The 16,315-nt window shown below is 63.3% G+C and carries 16 protein-coding genes, 1 tRNA gene and 1 pseudogene; 13 read left to right on the top strand and 5 right to left on the bottom strand.

Features of this window, described 5'->3' with window-relative positions; translation table 11 throughout:
- Nucleotides 1-345 precede the first annotated feature (345 nt).
- The 11 genes from QX070_RS06315 (at nucleotide 346) to QX070_RS06265 (ending at nucleotide 12,707) form a co-directional block, all read left to right on the top strand.
- Nucleotides 346-1,095 (top strand): PhnD/SsuA/transferrin family substrate-binding protein, encoded by a 750-nt coding sequence (locus QX070_RS06315; protein ID WP_315736025.1) that lies wholly within the window; start codon nucleotides 346-348, stop codon nucleotides 1,093-1,095.
- Nucleotides 1,092-2,552: a HAMP domain-containing sensor histidine kinase gene (locus tag QX070_RS06310; protein WP_315736023.1), complete on the top strand. Its 1,461-nt coding sequence runs from the start codon at nucleotides 1,092-1,094 to the stop codon at nucleotides 2,550-2,552. The genes QX070_RS06315 and QX070_RS06310 overlap by 4 nt, the downstream gene beginning before the upstream one ends.
- On the top strand, nucleotides 2,542-3,852 hold the full coding sequence (locus tag QX070_RS06305; RefSeq protein ID WP_315736021.1) for a sigma-54 dependent transcriptional regulator: 1,311 nt from the start codon (nucleotides 2,542-2,544) through the stop codon (nucleotides 3,850-3,852). The genes QX070_RS06310 and QX070_RS06305 overlap by 11 nt, the downstream gene beginning before the upstream one ends.
- Before the next feature lie 176 nt (nucleotides 3,853-4,028).
- A complete protein-coding gene (locus QX070_RS06300) occupies nucleotides 4,029-4,550 on the top strand; it encodes an arsenate reductase (azurin) small subunit (protein ID WP_315736019.1) in 522 nt (173 codons plus the stop codon).
- A gap of 12 nt (nucleotides 4,551-4,562) precedes the next feature.
- Nucleotides 4,563-7,091 (top strand): arsenate reductase (azurin) large subunit, encoded by a 2,529-nt coding sequence (locus QX070_RS06295; protein WP_315736017.1) that lies wholly within the window; start codon nucleotides 4,563-4,565, stop codon nucleotides 7,089-7,091.
- Between the two features lie 88 nt (nucleotides 7,092-7,179).
- The gene (locus tag QX070_RS06290) at nucleotides 7,180-7,611 is read left to right on the top strand and encodes a DUF2478 domain-containing protein (RefSeq protein WP_315736015.1); all 432 of its coding nucleotides are present in this window, start codon (nucleotides 7,180-7,182) and stop codon (nucleotides 7,609-7,611) included.
- A gap of 98 nt (nucleotides 7,612-7,709) precedes the next feature.
- On the top strand, nucleotides 7,710-8,462 hold the full coding sequence (locus QX070_RS06285; RefSeq protein ID WP_315736012.1) for a DUF4336 domain-containing protein: 753 nt from the start codon (nucleotides 7,710-7,712) through the stop codon (nucleotides 8,460-8,462).
- A 78-nt stretch (nucleotides 8,463-8,540) separates the two neighbouring features.
- A complete protein-coding gene (locus QX070_RS06280; protein WP_315736010.1) occupies nucleotides 8,541-8,858 on the top strand; it encodes a metalloregulator ArsR/SmtB family transcription factor in 318 nt (105 codons plus the stop codon).
- Nucleotides 8,859-8,906: 48 nt separating this feature from the next.
- A complete protein-coding gene (locus QX070_RS06275; RefSeq protein WP_315736008.1) occupies nucleotides 8,907-10,277 on the top strand; it encodes an NAD(P)-binding domain-containing protein in 1,371 nt (456 codons plus the stop codon).
- Entirely contained in the window at nucleotides 10,274-11,458 is a 1,185-nt protein-coding gene (locus QX070_RS06270) for an MFS transporter (protein WP_315736006.1), read from the top strand. The genes QX070_RS06275 and QX070_RS06270 overlap by 4 nt, the downstream gene beginning before the upstream one ends.
- Nucleotides 11,459-11,522: 64 nt before the next feature.
- Nucleotides 11,523-12,707, top strand: a complete 1,185-nt coding sequence (locus QX070_RS06265; RefSeq protein ID WP_315737012.1) for an MFS transporter — start codon at nucleotides 11,523-11,525, stop codon at nucleotides 12,705-12,707.
- A 92-nt stretch (nucleotides 12,708-12,799) separates the two neighbouring features.
- On the opposite strand, the gene QX070_RS06260 is transcribed toward QX070_RS06265, so the two are convergent.
- Nucleotides 12,800-13,534, bottom strand: a complete 735-nt coding sequence (locus tag QX070_RS06260; protein WP_315736005.1) for a hypothetical protein — start codon at nucleotides 13,532-13,534, stop codon at nucleotides 12,800-12,802.
- 275 nt (nucleotides 13,535-13,809) lie between these two features.
- Nucleotides 13,810-13,995, bottom strand: a pseudogene (locus QX070_RS06255) (replication initiator protein A); the annotation flags it as partial.
- A gap of 157 nt (nucleotides 13,996-14,152) precedes the next feature.
- Between QX070_RS06255 and QX070_RS06250 the strand changes: the two are divergent.
- On the top strand, nucleotides 14,153-14,803 hold the full coding sequence (locus QX070_RS06250) for a hypothetical protein (RefSeq protein ID WP_315736003.1): 651 nt from the start codon (nucleotides 14,153-14,155) through the stop codon (nucleotides 14,801-14,803).
- Entirely contained in the window at nucleotides 14,803-15,000 is a 198-nt protein-coding gene (locus QX070_RS06245; protein WP_315736001.1) for a hypothetical protein, read from the top strand. Before QX070_RS06250 ends, QX070_RS06245 begins: the two co-directional genes overlap by 1 nt.
- A 4-nt stretch (nucleotides 15,001-15,004) precedes the next feature.
- On the opposite strand, the gene QX070_RS06240 is transcribed toward QX070_RS06245, so the two are convergent.
- The 3 genes from QX070_RS06240 to QX070_RS06230 all read right to left on the bottom strand — a co-directional run bounded on the left by QX070_RS06240 (nucleotide 15,005) and on the right by QX070_RS06230 (nucleotide 16,139).
- A tRNA-Phe gene (locus QX070_RS06240) sits at nucleotides 15,005-15,080 on the bottom strand.
- 173 nt (nucleotides 15,081-15,253) lie between these two features.
- Nucleotides 15,254-15,457, bottom strand: a complete 204-nt coding sequence (yacG, locus tag QX070_RS06235; protein ID WP_315735999.1) for a DNA gyrase inhibitor YacG — start codon at nucleotides 15,455-15,457, stop codon at nucleotides 15,254-15,256.
- Between the two features lie 52 nt (nucleotides 15,458-15,509).
- Nucleotides 15,510-16,139: a Maf-like protein gene (locus QX070_RS06230; RefSeq protein WP_315735997.1), complete on the bottom strand. Its 630-nt coding sequence runs from the start codon at nucleotides 16,137-16,139 to the stop codon at nucleotides 15,510-15,512.
- Nucleotides 16,140-16,315 lie beyond the last annotated feature (176 nt).

The following is a 16,315-nucleotide window of genomic DNA, read 5'->3' as shown; positions in this document are numbered from 1 at the left end:
TTACAGCATTCTGTCAACCACAGAGTGGCGCTGAGCTCCCGCAGGTCCTTGAGACGCGCGCCGGTGAGCTGTTGCTTGAGCTATCTCAATACCTCACCGTCACATGCCTGTCATATTCGTTGCCGCGCCAGACGCCATTCGATACTCTCTAAGAAAAAAGGGGCGACGACTCTAGGAGGAATCGCCATGGGTTTGCGTCAAAGGCAGGCCCCTGCATCACATGCGAATAGAACGCGAGTCACGAGGCGCGCAGTCCTATCCGGACTAGCGGCGAGTACGATTGCTCTTAAAAGCAGACGCGCCGTAGCGGCTGATCCGCGGCCGGTGCAGATTGGGCTCACGCCCGTGCTTCTGACTTCCGACTTGGAGCTGTTGGCGACACTTCGCTCTTATCTTGAGCGCATTTGGAGCAGGGAAGTCCAGATCCTCACGCGCCGAACCTACCAGGAGATCACGCTCCTCCTGGTAAACGGACAAATTGATGCTGCCTGGATCTGCGGCTACCCCTACGTCCAATTTCGCGAGCAGCTCGATCTGGTAGCGGTACCGGTGTGGAAGGGCCGCCCACTTTACCAGTCCTACGTGATCGTCGATGCCCGCCGTAAGGCCGAGTCCTTTCCCGATCTGAAAGGCGACACGCACGCGTTCTCCGATCCCGACAGCAATTCCGGCTTCCTCGTCACTCGCGCCCTTCTGACCGATATGCACACCAAGCCGGAGGATTTCTTCAGGCATCACTTCTTCACCTATGGTCATCGCAACGTCGTCCGCGCAGTCGCCTCCGGGCTGGCGGATAGCGGATCCGTCGATGGCTACGTGTGGGAAGTCCTCAGCATCGTAGAGCCCGATTTGACGGCTCCAACTCGCGTGTTGCGACAATCGGAATGGCTAGGATTTCCGCCGGTGGCGTGCGGCAAGAGCCGCCCGAGCGGACTTTCGGTCGATGACCTGGCCGCAGCGTTCGTCGGGATGTCGTCCGATCCGGAGGCCCGTCGGGTGCTGCAGATGCTGCATCTCGACGGTTTCACGAGAAGCGATCCATCCCTGTTCGACACGATTGGGGCGAAGATGAACTATGTTCGGAGCCTCGGATGAGCGCTCGCTTCGACCTGAGATCGAATCTGCCGGTCGTGATCAAGGTCCCTGCGCTTGTGGCGCTGCTCATGGTCGCCATCGGGGTGGTGCTCACAGATCAGGTGCTCAAGAGGCTCGCCGAAACCCAGGATCGCCATTTCCGGGAATTGACCGCCGCCTACCTGGACGGGCTTTCGTCGTCGGTGATGCCTGCGGTGATCCGTGGGGACGCCTGGGAGACGTTCGACAATCTCGACCGCGCTCGTTCACTGTACCGCGGCTTGACGATTCTCGAGACGGTGGTGGCGGAACCCGACGGCATCGTCCTGGCTTCCTTCGATCCCCGTACCGTGCCGGCCTTTGCACCCGTGCCGAAGTCGATCGTCGATCGGTTTGCGGACGCAAACGATAGCTGGCTTGACGAGCAGGCCGAGCGTGCCGGCGTCCGCCGCGTGCTGCTCGATCAGGGGCGTCGCATCGGGGTGATCTACACCCAATTCGACGTCGGCGCCCGATTCAAGGAGCGGCGGGACGTGCTCTGGACGTTGGTCGCGACCAATATCGCCATCACTATGCTGGTCGCGGCGGTCGGCTTCATCGCGGTGCGCAGAATGCTGCGACCGGTGCAGCTCTTGACCACGCATTTCAGGCGGGGGCAGTCCGGCGAACTGCGGTGCATCGCAGATGAGGATGTCGGACCGCCCAGTTCGGAGTTCGGTCGCCTGTTCAGACACTACAACATGATGGTGCGATCATGGAACGAGCGTGAGGCGCTGGCTGCTCGCGTCGCGGAAGAGCAACGTCTCACTAGCCTCGGCCGTCTTGCCTCCGGGATGGCCCACGAAATCAACAATCCGCTGGGAGGCATGTTCAACGCGATCGAGACGCTCCGGCGACATGGCCATCAGCTCGGGGTTCGGGAGCGTGCACTCTCTCTTCTTGAGCGGGGGCTCGCGGGCATCCGCGACGTCGTGAGGTCCGCATTGGTGACCCACCGTGTCGACACCGCGATGCGTCCGCTGAAGCCAAGCGACATCGAGGACCTGCGTCTTCTGATCGGTCCTGAGCTCGATCGCAGAAACCTTTCGCTGTCGTGGGCGAACGAGCTTCCCGGCGAGATTCCCGTCAGAGCGAATGCCGTCCGTCAGGCCGCGCTCAATCTGCTGCTCAACGCGTGCCAAGCAAGCGCGCCCGCCGGCCGTATCGCATTCGAAGCGGGGCTGGTGGACGGCAGCCTAGTCCTGACAGTGAGCGACGAAGGCGCCGGACTCGACCAGGATAGGGTCAGCTACCTCGAAAGCCGTGAAGCGGATGCCGCGCCACGGCCCGGAGAGCCCGGCCTTGGCCTTTGGATCATTCGGCGTCTCGTTCTGGAAGTCGGCGGCTCCATCCGAGTCGAGCATCCGGCCGGCGGCGGAACGGCGATCTCCATAGCGATACCCGATGGCTCGGGGGAGGAGCAGCGCAATGTTGCCTGAGTCAGTGTCCATCGCTGTGATCGAAGACGATCCGATCATGGGAGAATCCCTCAACCAGTACCTGGAGCTGGAAGGCTGCAAGGTCGAGTGGTGGCGCAGCGGCCAGGAAGCTCTCGCGGGCCTGAGGCGAGGTGCCCCCGATCTTGTCATCTGTGACATCCGTTTGCCGGACATGTCGGGTGAGGACATCTTCCGGAAAGTGAGCGGCGAAAGTGCCGCCCCGCCGTTTCTGTTCATGACCGCATACGGCCAGATCGACCATGCGGTGGCTCTCATCAGGGCCGGCGCGGGCGACTACGTGACCAAGCCATTCGAACTCGACGATCTGATATCGCGCGCCCGCGCTCTGATCGGCCGTAGGCCGGCGGTTCCGGACGGCGTATTGGGACTGTCGCAGCAGATGCGCCGCATCGAGGAACTGCTCGCCCGCATGGCCGGCCGCAATACGCCTGTGCTGTTCACCGGCGAGACCGGCTCTGGCAAGGAGGTCTGCGCACGCCACCTCCACAACATTTCGGATGCCGCTTCCCGGCCATTCGTGGCAGTCAACTGCGCCGCCATCCCGGACAATCTGCTCGAGAGCGAGGTCTTCGGACACGAGAAAGGCGCTTTCACGGGCGCCAACAGCAGGCACCTCGGGTATGCGGAGCGCGCTCAATCCGGGACCCTCTTTCTCGACGAGGTCGCGGAGCTACCACTGCAACTTCAGGCAAAGCTGCTTCGGCTGCTCGACGAACGCCGCTTCTACCGCCTGGGCGGCGAAGCCATCGTCCCGTTCCGGGCGCGCGTCGTTTGTGCCACCAACCGGGATCTCGCGGCGGAAGTCGCTGCGGGGCGATTTCGCGAAGACCTGTACTACCGCATCAACGTCGTCGCGGTCGCGATTCCGCCGCTTCGCGAGCGGCCCGAAGACATTCAGCTTCTCATGCATCGCTTCTTCACCGAACTTGCCAGCGCAAATCCGGACCTGCGCGGACTGAGTAGCGGCGCCGAAAGTGCCGCTCTGGCTCACCCCTGGCCCGGCAACGTGCGCGAGCTGCGGAATCGGCTCGACAGGGCGGTCGCGTTGGCGACGGGCCCATGGCTTATGCCGGTCGATCTGTTTCCCGAGACGATGCGCAGCGCGAGCCAGCCGTCCGGAAGATCGCTCGCCGAGGCGCGTGACGCCGCGGAACAACAGGAGATCGAGCGCGCGCTCAAGGATACGGGCGGGCAGATCGCCGAAGCGGCGAAGCTGCTCGGTGTCTCGCGAACCACGCTGTGGGATCGCATGCGCCGTTTCGGCATCAACGCGGTCTGACACGTTCAGTATTCTGAACATCTCGCTTTGTGAACGTTCGGATAATTGGACGGCTTGCTGCAGCGCGTCCTAGAGACTTCAAGAACTTAGACCGTTCGCGCTTCTGGCCCGGGAATTGAAGTCCAGAGATGAACGGATCAGCCCAATGATCCGCGCATCACCCGGGAGAAGCCCTCATGAAAAAGTGCGATCTGATGGTCGACGCCGGCAGGCGCCGATTTCTAAGCGGCGCAACCGTGGCCGCCGCCGGCGCCGTGGCCGCGAGCGCGATGTCGACGCCCGCTCAGGCTGCCCCGTCCCAAGCCCGCGTCGCATATCCATCGAGCCGCCTGGCCAACGTGTCTCAGCTCAAAACGAATGAGCCCATGGACGTGGCGTATCCGGATGCGGACGCGCCGGGCGTGCTGATCAAGCTCGGCACCCGCGTGGAGGGCGGAATTGGTCCCGACGGCGATATCGTTGGGTTCTCGACCGTGTGCCCGCACAAGGGCTTCCCTCTGAGCTACTCGAAGGAGGATAGGTCGCTGAGCTGCCCCGGTCACTATGGACGCTACGACGTCGAAAAGGGAGGACAGCAGATCTGGGGTCACGCCACCCAGAACCTCGCGCAATACCAGCTCCGGATCGACGGCAAGGGCGACATCTACGCCGACGGTGTGGACGAGCTCCTGTACGGCCGGCTTTCCAACGTTCTGTGAGGGAGGGACAACATGACCTATAAGCGCCAGACCGACCGCCTCCCGATCATCCCGGCGGATGCCAAGGAGCACAACGTCACCTGCCACTACTGTATCGTCGGATGCGGCTACAAAGCCTACACCTGGGCGATCAACAAGCAGGGTGGCTTCGATCCGAAGTCCAACAAATTTGGCGTCGACCTGTCCAAGCAGCAGGGCGCGGAGACCGCGGCCTGGTATTCGCCGTCCATGTACAACATCGTCAAGCAGGACGGTAAGGACGTTCACCTCGTCATCAAGCCGGACACGGACTGTGTCGTGAACTCCGGTCTCGGTTCGATCCGCGGCGCGCGGATGGCCGAGAACCACACCTCCCAGCAACGGAACACCCAGCTGCAGCGTCTGACCGACCCGATGGTCTGGCGCTATGGCTCGATGCAGCCGACGAGCTGGGATGACGCGCTCGATCTGGTGGCGCGCGTCACGGCAGCTGTGATCAACGAACAGGGCGAAGACGGCCTCTTCGTGTCGATGTTCGACCACGGCGGATCGGCCGGAGGATACGAGAACACCTGGGGTACCGGAAAGCTCTACTTCGGCGCCATGAAGATCAAGAACGTCCGCATTCACAATCGGCCCGCCTACAATTCCGAGGTGCATGCGACGCGCGACATGGGCGTCGGCGAGCTCAACAACTGCTACGAGGACGCCGAGCTTGCGGACACGATCGTGGCGATCGGCACCAATCCGCTCGAGACCCAGACCAACTACTTCCTCAACCATTGGATACCGAACCTGCGCGGCACCACGATGGACAAGAGGAAGAAGGAATTCCCCGGCGAACCCGTCGAGGCCAGCCGGATCATCATCATCGATCCACGCCGCACCGCGACTACGGCTGCCTGCGAAGCCGAGGGCGGGAAGGATCGTGTCCTCCACCTCGCGCTTGAGCCTGGCACGGACCTCGTGCTGTTCAACGCGCTTCTGACCTACGTGGCCGACAAGGGGTGGATCGACAAGGAGTTCATCGCGGCAAGCACGTTGCCCTCGGGTCAGGCCGCCGGTCTGATATCGCGGCCCGGCGGCACGCCGGCCGATCAACCGTTGACCGATTTCGCGTCGGCCTTGGCTGCGAACCGCACGTCGATCGAGGACGCGGCGAAGATCACCGGGCTCCGCGGAGAGGACATCGTCAAGGCAGCCCAGTGGATCGCGGAGCCGAAGGCCGGCGGCAAGCGCCGGCGGACGATGTTCGGATACGAGAAGGGCATCATCTGGGGCAACGACAACTACCGCACCAACGGCGCCATCGTGAACCTCGCGCTCGCGACCGGCAACGTCGGCCGGCCGGGCGGCGGAGTCGTGCGCCTGGGCGGCCACCAGGAAGGCTACTCGCGTCCATCCGACGCCCATGTCGGGCGGCCGGCCGCCTACGTCGACAAGCTCCTCATCGAGGGGCGCGGCGGCATCCATCACATCTGGGCCTGCGACCACTACAAGACGACGCTCAACGCGTTCAAGTTCAAGCAGGTGTACAAGCGCCGGACGGACATGGTGAAGGACGCCATGAACACCGTGCCCTGGGGCGACCGCAAGGCCATGGTCGACGCCATCATGGTCGCGATCCGGCAGGGCGGCCTGTTCTCGGTCGACGTCGACATCGTGCCGACCCAGATCGGACAAGCCTCCCACGTCTGGTTGCCTGCAGCCATCTCCGGCGAGATGAACCTGACATCCATGAACGGCGAACGACGAATGCGGCTGACCGAGCGCTACATGGATCCGCCCGGCAACGCGATGCCGGACTGCCTCATCGCCGCCCGGTTTGCGAACACGATGGAGCGCGTGCTGCGCGAGCAGGGCAATGCCTCCTACGCCGATCAGTTCAAAGGGTTCGATTGGAAGACGGAGGAAGACGCCTTCAACGACGGCTACCGCAAGCACGAGAAAGGCGGCGATAACGTCACGTATGCACGCCTCCGCGCGATGGGCACGAACGGCTTCCAGGAGCCATCTGTCGGCTTCGCCGACAACAAGATCCAGGGAACCAAGCGACTGTACACGGACGGAAAGTTCTCGACCAAGGACGGCAAGGCATTCTTCATGGCCGCGCCCTGGCGCGGGCTTCAGGCCGCGGGCAAGGCCGAGCAGAAGGCCAAGTACAAGTTCCTGGTCAACAACGGACGGACCAACCTCGTTTGGCAGAATGCGTTCATGGATGCCCAGAATGACTTCGTCATGGACCGGACGCCGTACCCCTTCATCGAGATGAACCCGAACGACATGAAGGAGCTCGGCCTGGGCGAAGGCGATCTGGTCGAGGTCTATAATGATGCCGGTTCGACCCAAGCGATGGTCCAGCCAACGCCGTCGGCGAAGCCAAAGCAGACGTTTATGCTCTTTGGGTTCCCGACCGGCGTGCAGGGCAATGTCGTCAACGCCGGAGTGAACGAGCTCATCATTCCCAACTACAAGCAGACGTGGGCGGACATCCGCAAGATCGCTTCGGCTCCCGAGACGACGAAACGGCTATCGTTCAAGTCGCCCCACTACAAGGCGTAGAGAACCGGGGCCGGGCGGCGGGAGCCGCCCGGCCCCGATTCAAGTGTGTTGATCTCGGTCATGTCGCTGCCGGTCAGCCGAGGTCAACATGGTGCCGGGCTCCGCAAAATGCCGGATGCTCGACCTGTTGGACCTTCGCACCGGGGAGCGGGCGAGGATCACCCAGGATCGCGGAAGCGAGTCCCGCGGCTGCAAGCTGGACGAACAGGCCCTGCTCTCGATGGCGCATTGCATCGAATCCGCGATCAGGGATGCAGTGGATCTCGTCGTCATCAGTCGGTTTGGCAGAGCCGAGGCCGCAGGACACGGGCTGCTCGCTTCCTGCGCGGACGTCGTCTGCGCGGGAACCCCGCTCCTGACGGCGGTGCGGGAGCCCTACGTGGAACGCTGGCGCCAGTTTCACGGCGGCTTGGGAGCTGAGCTCCCCTATTCGGCCGAGGCCGTTCTTGCCTGGTTCGACGCGATCCATCGCACTCCACAACACCGGGAGCAGAGCGTGCACGCTGAACCCGCCGGATAGAGGTGCAATCGATGCCGCCCCGCTAAACCTGCGCCGGCTCTAGGTCTTGAAAGGCGAGAGGGCTATAATCGGCGGCCCGGAACACCCGGCAGACCGCCATGTCGCGTACTCCATCGCTGTACGACCCGATTAACGAATACAAGCCCTTCGCGCCAGGAATCGGGGTCGTCGACGGGCCATTCGAGTACCTGACGATGGCTGGCGTGACGCTGCCACTGCCGTTTTCGACGCGCATGACCGTCGTGCAGCTTCAGAATGGTGAACTATTCCTCCATTCACCCATCGCGCTCGATCTCGAACTCGCGCGCCACCTACGATCGATCGGTTCGATCAGCCATCTCGTATCACCAAACCAATTTCACTATGCTCACATCGGGGAGTGGTCGCGAGCATTCCCCGATGCCACTACGTGGGGGTCTCCGGGCGCACGCCGACGCGCACGGGCGCGAGGAATTGACGTGCGGTTTGACGATGAGCTTACGTCGACGCCGCCGCCGGCGTGGGGAGGTGAAATCGACCAAACTGCCATCCCAGGAGGCATTTTCGGAGAAATCGTCTTCTTTCACAAGGCGTCCAGAACGCTCATTCTCACCGATACGATCATCAACCTTGAGCTGGACAAGATTAGCGAGCCCTGGCGCTCGGCTGCGCGCCTCACGGGAATGTACCATCCCAATGGCCAGATCTTTTTCGGAATGCGCTTGCCACTCTTGTTGCACCGAAGAAGAGCCCGAGCCGCAATTGACAGAGTCTTGTCTTGGGACCCCGAGCGCATAATCGTGAGTCACGGGCGGTGCTTCGAGGCGAATGGCCGTCAAGTTCTCGATCGCTTCTTCGCCTGGTATGCCTGAGAGAACCAGAGCACGCGCTATTTCGAAATTTCTAGAAATACCGTTGACTCTTCCTGCGCGCCGGCGCATATTTGCCACATGAAGATCGAAGACGTCGCAGCGCGCCTGGAAGCGCTTGGAAACCGGACCAGGCTCCAGATCTATCGGGCCCTCGTGAGAGCCGGCAGGGCCGGTCTGCCGGTCGGCCGGCTCCAGGAAAAGCTCAAGATTCCTGCGTCCACGCTGTCGCATCACATCAAGACGCTGGTCTCCGTCGGCCTGATCACGCAGGTCCGCGAATCCACCACGCTCGTTTGCCACGCCAACTACGAGATCATGCGCGGGTTGGTCGACTTCATGGCGGCCGAGTGCTGCGCCGACGAAGTGGAGTGCCGGAGCAAGAAGCCGGCGGCTTGATTTCTGGTCGATCAATATTCGATAATTCTAGAAGGATAGGAGACGATCATGACGGAGAAGAAGAAGGTGGCGATCGTGGGGGCAGGCCCCGTCGGTCTCGCCGCGGCTGCGCACGTTCTCGAGCGCGGAATGGAGCCGATCGTGCTCGAGGCCGGACCCGAAGCGGCACATGCCGTTCGCCAGTGGCAGCATGTCCAGCTCTTTTCGCCCTGGGAGTACAATGTGGACAAAGCCGCGCAGCGCCTGCTCGCGCCGACCGGATGGAACTCTCCGGACCCTCAATCCTACCCCACCGGCGGCGAGCTCATCGACCGCTACCTGGAGCCGTTGGCGACGAAAACCGCGCTCCGCGAGTCGATACGCACCTCGAGCCGCGTGACCGCGATCAGCCGGGTCGGATTCGACAAGGCCAAGACCAAGGGTCGCGAGGGCGCTCCTTTCGAGATCCGCTATCAGAACGGCAAGGGGCCCGAGGTGCTGCGGGCTGATGCCGTCATCGACGTGTCTGGCACCGGGTTCTCTCCCAATCCCGCGGGCGCAAACGGTCTGCCCGCCCTCGGAGAACGGGAGTACGGGGGCAAGATCACCTACGGCATGCCGGACGTCCGCGGCGCCGAGCGAGCCAGATACGCTGGGAAGGCGGTCGCCGTCCTCGGCGCCGGCCATTCGGCCGTCGGTACGCTCATCGACCTCGCCCACCTCGCCGAAAAGGCACCTGGCACTGAGCCGGTCTGGCTCTTGCGCGGCGCCGACCCTGCGAAGGCGTTCGGCGGCGGCCGCAACGACAAGCTCGCGGCACGCGGCGAGCTAGGCGCCGCCTTCGCCGCGCTCGTCGCCTCCGGCAAGGTCCGGGTCGAAGCCGAATTCGGCGTCACGCACATCTCGGAAGTTGAAGGCCGGCTACGGATCGCGACCGGCGCGTGCTGCGGGGCGCGTAGCGTGGTCGCCGATGAACTGATCGTCTCGACGGGCTTCCGTCCCGACCTGTCGTTCCTGTCCGAACTGCGCCTAAAACTCGATCCGGCCATCGAGGCGCCCGTCGCTCTCGCTCCCCTCATCGATCCGAACGAGCATAGCTGCGGAACGGTACGCCCCCATGGTGCGCGCGAACTCGCACACGACGAGCCCGGTTTCTACGTGGCCGGCATGAAGTCCTACGGCCGCGCCCCCACCTTCCTCATGATGACCGGCTACGAACAGGTCCGCTCGATCGCAGCCGACCTTGCGGGCGACAAGGCCGCCGCGGCGAGGGTCGAGCTCGTGCTGCCGGAGACCGGCGTCTGCACGCGTGGAAGCGTCGCGGCGGCCACGCTCGCGACGGCCTGCTGCGGCGGCCCTCCCAAGGAGGATGCATCGGCCTGCTGCGGCGCCGACGAGGCGGCCAAGAAGACGGGAGCTTCGGGCTGCGGGTGCTCATGAATCGAATTCCTGCGGGCCAGGCTGCAGGTCCGGTCGCGGTCGTCGTTGCACTCGGCACCACGCAAACCATTGCGTGGGCCTCGAGCTATTACCTTCCGGCCATCCTCGCTGCGCCAATCGCGCGGGATTTGGGTCTTGCACCCACCCATGTCTTCGCGGCGCTCTCGGGCGCCCTCGTGATCGCGGGACTTCTGGGGCCACGGGTGGGGCATGCCATCGACACGTTCGGAGGCCGAGGCCTGCTCGCGGCCTCGAACCTTGTTCTGTCGGGCGGCTTGTTCGTGCTCTCGATCGCAGAGGGGCCAGCACTCCTGGTCGTATCCTGGGTGCTGCTCGGGATCGGCATGGGAATGGGCCTCTACGAGGCGGCGTTCGCAACGCTCGCGCGCATCTACGGCAGCAAGGCGCGACGCTCCATCACCGGCATCACGCTGATCGCCGGGTTTGCCAGCACCGTCGGCTGGCCCTTGTCGACGTGGCTGGATGCCCAATACGGCTGGCGAGTGGCGTGCCAGGCTTGGGTGCTGATCCATTTGGTCCTGGCGCTTCCTCTCAATCTCTACTTGCCGCGTGCCGCGCCCCTACGACAGGAAGCCGGGACGGTGGATCATCCTCAACTCCCCTCGCGTGAAAGCGAAACGTTCGCGATCGTGGTGCTGGCCTACATGTTCGCCGCCGTCGGGTTCGTCAGCTCGGGGTTTTCGGCCATCCTGCCGACGATGCTGGTGTCCCTGGGTGCCTCACCGGCTGCCGCGTTGTTCGCAGGAACGTTGGTGGGGCCCGCCCAAGTTGGTGCCCGGCTTCTCGAAGCGGGTTGGCTCGGTCGCTTCCACCCGCTGCTCTCGGCGAGACTTGCTACACTGATGAATCCCATCGGCGTCATCACGCTGATCCTGGGAGGTCCTCTGTTCGCGTCTGCCTATGCGGTCTTGTACGGCGCTGGCAACGGGATCATCACCATCGCGCGCGGCACGCTGCCGCTGGCTCTGTTCGGACCCGCCGGCTTCGGGAGACGCGTCGGCATGATTTCGCTTCCGGCACGGGCAACGGGAGCCGTCGCACCGCTCGCGATGGGGCTCATGGTGGAACATGTCGGTAGCGTCGCGCTGTGGGTCAGCGCTCTCGCATCGCTGTCTGCCTTCGTCGCGCTGTTGCTCCTGCAGCCTGGGCGAACCGCATGAATGCCCACAGAATCGAGGGGAGGCGAGCATCCGCAACTTGACCGGCCGGCCGCTGATCGCGGTGATGTGTCTCGGACAGGTGGGCAACCTGCTGCCGCACGTGACCCTTTCGGCAAATCTGGCTCAACACCTGATGCCGGCATGGGGGCTCAGTGCCGCCGAAGGCGGCTTGATGGCAAGCGGCTACGCCTTCGGCTACATGCTCGCGGTGCCCCTACTGACGACGCTGACGGACCGTATCGACGCGCGCTTGGTGCTCCTCTGCGGATCGGTCGTGAGCGGACTTGCGACCATCGCCTTCGGTTTGTTTGCGCAAGGATTCTGGTCGGGCACAATCATCTGGTCGATCGCCGGACTCGGCTTTGCGGGGGCGTACATGCCGGGCCTGAAGGCGCTCACCGACCGGCTCCCGGCAGGAAACAGTTCGCGTGCGGTCACGCTGTACACATCGAGCTTCTCGTTCGGGGTGGGTATCTCTTTTCTGGTGGCGCAGGTGGCGGCGGACAAATGGGGCTGGCCTGCTGCGTTCGTGATCACCGGAATCGGACCCATTGCAATGGTGATGGCGTGCGCGCTGATGGAAACTCGCCGACCGGAGCCCAAGACAGGGCGTCTTTTGAACTTCAAGCCGGTGTTCGCCAACCGAGAGGCACTCGGCTACATTTTCGGCTACGGTGCCCACTGTTTCGAACTCTACGGCATCCGTACCTGGCTCGTAGGTTTCTGGACGTTCGTGGTTGCGCACCAGGACGCGCCATCATGGCTGTCGCCAGTCGTAGTGAGCTTCTTCTTTGCAATCATCTCGATGCCCGCCAGCATTTTGGGCAACGAAGCCGCGCTGAAGTTCGGGCGGCACCGTGCGATTATCGCGGTGATGATCACGTCCGCCTGCGTGGCGACCATCATCGCCTTCAACGTAACCGCCCCGGCCTGGGCGCTGGTGCTGCTGCTGCTGATCTACGGCGTAACGGTCCCTGCCGACTCTGGAGCGTTGACCGCGGGAATGAGCGCAGCGGCCGACCCCAATTATCGGGGAGCCACGTTGGCGCTGCACTCCACTGTGGGCTTCGGGTTGTCGGCCCTCGGAGCCTGGGGCACGGGCGTGGCCCTCGACGCGGCGGGAGGACCCCAGAGCGCCGGCGGGTGGTGGCTTGCCTATATGATGCTGGCTGCCGGGATTCTCATGGGCCCGCTTGCGCTGCTCCTGTCCCGGGCGGCTCGACCGAAGAGGCACGTCCCTGCGCAATAGGGCGAAGCACCTCGAGCGCCCTGGGCTTCTAACGATTTTGATCACCTCCACCAGTGTGATCAGGGAGAGTTCCTTGTGCTCCGGTCTCGTATCTACATCGCGCTCGCGCGCATTTGTCGCGAGTCGGCGCTGACGCGCGGAGACACGAACCAGATCCAAGCCACGACCTGGAGCGCGAGATTGAGAGCAAAGGCTGTCCGATAGGCGATTTCGGGATAGTGTCCCGCTTGAGGTGTCCAATACTGAAGTACAACGCCGGTCGCGTATTGCACAACGAAGGCCGCGGCAATGTGGAACAGATTCAGCGCGCCGTTGGCCCTTCCGGCGAGCTGTTTCGGGAAATACTCGGCCAGAGTCGCGAAGCTCAGCACTGTAGCCGCGCCGACGGCCGCTACAACGGCCCACTGCAAATATGACGGCAAGGGCAAGCGCAGGATCAATTCGAACTGAGTTGCAATAAAGACAGCCGCAACAAGCCCCAGGAGCACCTCCGGTCCAACACCGCGCCTTCGCAGCCGATCGGTAGCGACCCCAAGCAGAATGGCACCCAGGCTGAGCGCGGCCGCCATGGCAAACAAATGAAATACCACGCTCGCACGATCGAGGCCCTCAACGTCCTTGAGCCACTGCGCCGCCCAGAGCCGTTGGAGAGCCCAGGCCGTTCCAATGCAGGATGCCGAGAGCGGCGCAACGCGCCAGAATCGCGGATCGGCATAGACCTCTTTCAAACCGGCTGCGACCGCGCCGCCCGGAACTGCAGTCCTCTCGGGCACGATCAGATAAATCGTGAGCGCACTGGCGACAGTCAAGCAGACCAAATAGTTCACGCCAACCAATCCACTCCAGCAACAGGTCGGCCGGCAATGTCGCCGTGACCGCACCCAGCGCGCCCAGCATCACCATCAAGCCGTTCAGGAGCGGGACGCGATCCCGGGAAACCAGAGAACGAGTGGCACGGGGATTTTTGGCCGCTTCTGCCAACCGCGCAGCCATGCCCTCGGAGAGGTAAATGCCAACTCTGGGTTTCATGAGAGAGACTTGCTCTGAGAGCGACTAGAGAGTCGTTAGTCGTGCAAACAAATCACGCTGGCATCAGCGGTCTGGTGCCGCGGCCGACGAAGGTCAGGATTTCGTAGGGCGTTGCCGCCATCAGACGGGACGTCTTCAGTCCGCCATCGCGAGCTTCAACGATTTGCGAAGCAGCCCAGATCAGGACGTCGGCGTCCCAAATAGTCGCCATGCCGTGCTCCGGAACGGCTTCGACACGAATGCTGATCTCGCCGGCGCGAAGAGCACCAATCCATGGGATGAAGTTGCCGCGTGATTAAATGGACTCGCAGTGACCACTCTGCGTATCAAGTACGTATACGAGGACATGGATCGACACGGTAATGTGTCGCCGGTGTTTCCAGCGCAATCGAGGACCCAAGATCCGACTTCGTGCCGTGCCAGGTACCGACGAATTCGGGAGAGAGTACCAGGCCGCTCTGAATGGCAAGATCGAGCCCAGAGAGACCGAACAACCGCAGGGCACGCGCGCGAAGAATGGGTCGCTGCGATGGCTGATTGAGCAATACTACGCCTCGGCGGAATTCACGAGACTCGACACCAGCATCAAGTCAGCCCGACGCGGCATTCTCGATAATTTGTGTAGCGAACCGGTCTCGGACGAGAATTCAAATTTGATCGGTTCCTTGCCCTACGCCTCGATGCCGAGCAGCAAGGTGCGCGCGCTGCGCGATCGCAAAGCGGAATTTCCCGAGGCTGCCAACGGTCACATCAAGGCGCTGCGCCAAGTCGTCAAGTATGCAATCGCGGCGGAGCATCCCGGCGCCGAGCGAAATCCGGCCCGGGATGTGCCGTACATGAAGACCGGATCGCAGGGCTTCCACACTTGGACGATTGCTGAAGTGCTGCAATATACCAAGAAGCATCCAATCGGCACCAAGGCGCATCTCGCACTCGCGCTATTCTGTTCACCGGTCAGCGAAGATCGGACGTCGTTAAATTTGGCCGACAACACATCAAGAATGGCTGGCTTACGTTTACGGGCGCATGCATTGCGGCCGAGAACGGCGCGGCCGAGAAGCAGCTGATGGCGATCTTCGGATGGCAGACGATGAAGGAGGCCGCGCACTATACCAAGATGGCCAACAAAAACGTCTCGCCGCGAGCGCGATACCGCTCCTGTCCCTCGATCAAACCGCGAACAATAGTCTCCCACTTTTGGGCCCGGTTGAAGAAAGTGGGAGTAAAAGGGGAAAAAACCGAGGAAGATCAAAGCCTGATTTGAGACATGGTGCCCAGGGGCGGAATCGAACCACCGACACTGCGATTTTCAGTCGCATGCTCTACCAACTGAGCTACCTGGGCAGGTCTCTTGCGGGCAAAAAAGCCCGGCGAGCCGGCGGGTTATAGTGGGACCGGACCGCGCTGTCTACCGCCCTGAGGGCAAGTTTTCACATTCCTTGTGCGGTTGCGCGGCGGCGCGGGACGCCCGTCCCGACCGGCCGGCACCGCAGGGGCAAGATGATGAAAACACGGCGCTATTCGACGTCGTCCTCGTCGCCTTCGGCGGCCGGGATGACATAGGAGCCGCTGAGCCAGCGATGCAGGTCGACGTCGCGGCAGCGCGGCGAGCAGAACGGGCGGACGGCCTCGGCCGCGGGCCGGTTGCAGATCGGGCAGCGGCGGATGGGCTTGGCGGATTTCGAAGCGGGGGCGCTCCGGTTGGGCGATTCGTCTGACATCGGCGGCTATTTAATGGGCTGGACGCGCGGATGCACCCCCGCACGCGAATGGTCAGACGCCGACCGTGTTGAGCCAGCCGAAGCGGATCGGGAAGCCCTCGCCGGCGAGCAGGGTCGTGGTCTCGTAGAGCGGCAGGCCGACGACGTTGGTGTAGGAGCCGACCATCTTGACCACGAACGAGCCGGCGATGCCCTGCACGGCATAGCCGCCGGCCTTCCCCCGCCATTCGCCGGAACCGATATAGGCCTGGATGTCGTCCTCGCTGAGCCGCTTGAAGCGGACGCGGGTCTCGACCAGGCGCTGGCGGAACGCCTCCTTCGGCGTGACCAGGGTGATCGCGGTGTAGACGCGATGGTTGCGGCCCGACAGCAGCCGCAGGCACTGCGAGGCCTCGTCGACCAGATTGGCCTTCGGCAGAATGCGGCGGCCGACCGCGACCACCGTGTCGGCGGAGATGATGAACGACCCGCGCAGCTCGTCGTCGAGCTGGACGGATTTGAGCGCGGCATCGGCCTTGGCGCGGGCGAGGCGATTGGCGCAGGCGCGCGGCAGCTCGCCGCGCCTCGGCGTCTCGTCGACATCGGCCGGGCGCAGCGCGTCGGGCTCGATGCCGGCCTGGTTGAGCAGCGCCAGACGCCTGGGCGAACCGGATGCAAGAACGATTTTGGGACGGCCGAGCATGCTGATTTCGCTAGGGGATTCGGAAGCTGTGGGGCGGGCGCGCGGAACCTATCGGAAGGGCTGCCATTCCACAACCCGCGAGGCGTGCGACAAGGCCGAGACGGGCCTGCTCTACGGCCTCAGTTTGAGCGGCGGACGACGTTGGTATTTCGGTTCGATGACACCTGTGCAGGAAC

This window comes from Bradyrhizobium sp. SZCCHNR1093 (genome assembly GCF_032381175.1).
Lineage (GTDB): Bacteria > Pseudomonadota > Alphaproteobacteria > Rhizobiales > Xanthobacteraceae > Bradyrhizobium.
This window is presented reverse-complemented; position numbering and strand designations above follow the sequence as displayed.

Coding starts and splice junctions, on each gene's coding strand:
- QX070_RS06310 (WP_315736023.1), top strand. CDS start 1,092: ATGAGCGCTCGCTTCGACCTGAGATCGAATCTGCCGGTCGTGATCAAG.
- QX070_RS06305 (WP_315736021.1), top strand. CDS start 2,542: ATGTTGCCTGAGTCAGTGTCCATCGCTGTGATCGAAGACGATCCGATC.
- QX070_RS06300 (WP_315736019.1), top strand. CDS start 4,029: ATGAAAAAGTGCGATCTGATGGTCGACGCCGGCAGGCGCCGATTTCTA.
- QX070_RS06295 (WP_315736017.1), top strand. CDS start 4,563: ATGACCTATAAGCGCCAGACCGACCGCCTCCCGATCATCCCGGCGGAT.
- QX070_RS06290 (WP_315736015.1), top strand. CDS start 7,180: ATGGTGCCGGGCTCCGCAAAATGCCGGATGCTCGACCTGTTGGACCTT.
- QX070_RS06285 (WP_315736012.1), top strand. CDS start 7,710: ATGTCGCGTACTCCATCGCTGTACGACCCGATTAACGAATACAAGCCC.
- QX070_RS06280 (WP_315736010.1), top strand. CDS start 8,541: ATGAAGATCGAAGACGTCGCAGCGCGCCTGGAAGCGCTTGGAAACCGG.
- QX070_RS06275 (WP_315736008.1), top strand. CDS start 8,907: ATGACGGAGAAGAAGAAGGTGGCGATCGTGGGGGCAGGCCCCGTCGGT.
- QX070_RS06270 (WP_315736006.1), top strand. CDS start 10,274: ATGAATCGAATTCCTGCGGGCCAGGCTGCAGGTCCGGTCGCGGTCGTC.
- QX070_RS06265 (WP_315737012.1), top strand. CDS start 11,523: ATGTGTCTCGGACAGGTGGGCAACCTGCTGCCGCACGTGACCCTTTCG.
- QX070_RS06245 (WP_315736001.1), top strand. CDS start 14,803: ATGGCGATCTTCGGATGGCAGACGATGAAGGAGGCCGCGCACTATACC.
- yacG (WP_315735999.1), bottom strand. CDS start 15,457: ATGTCAGACGAATCGCCCAACCGGAGCGCCCCCGCTTCGAAATCCGCC.
- QX070_RS06230 (WP_315735997.1), bottom strand. CDS start 16,139: ATGCTCGGCCGTCCCAAAATCGTTCTTGCATCCGGTTCGCCCAGGCGT.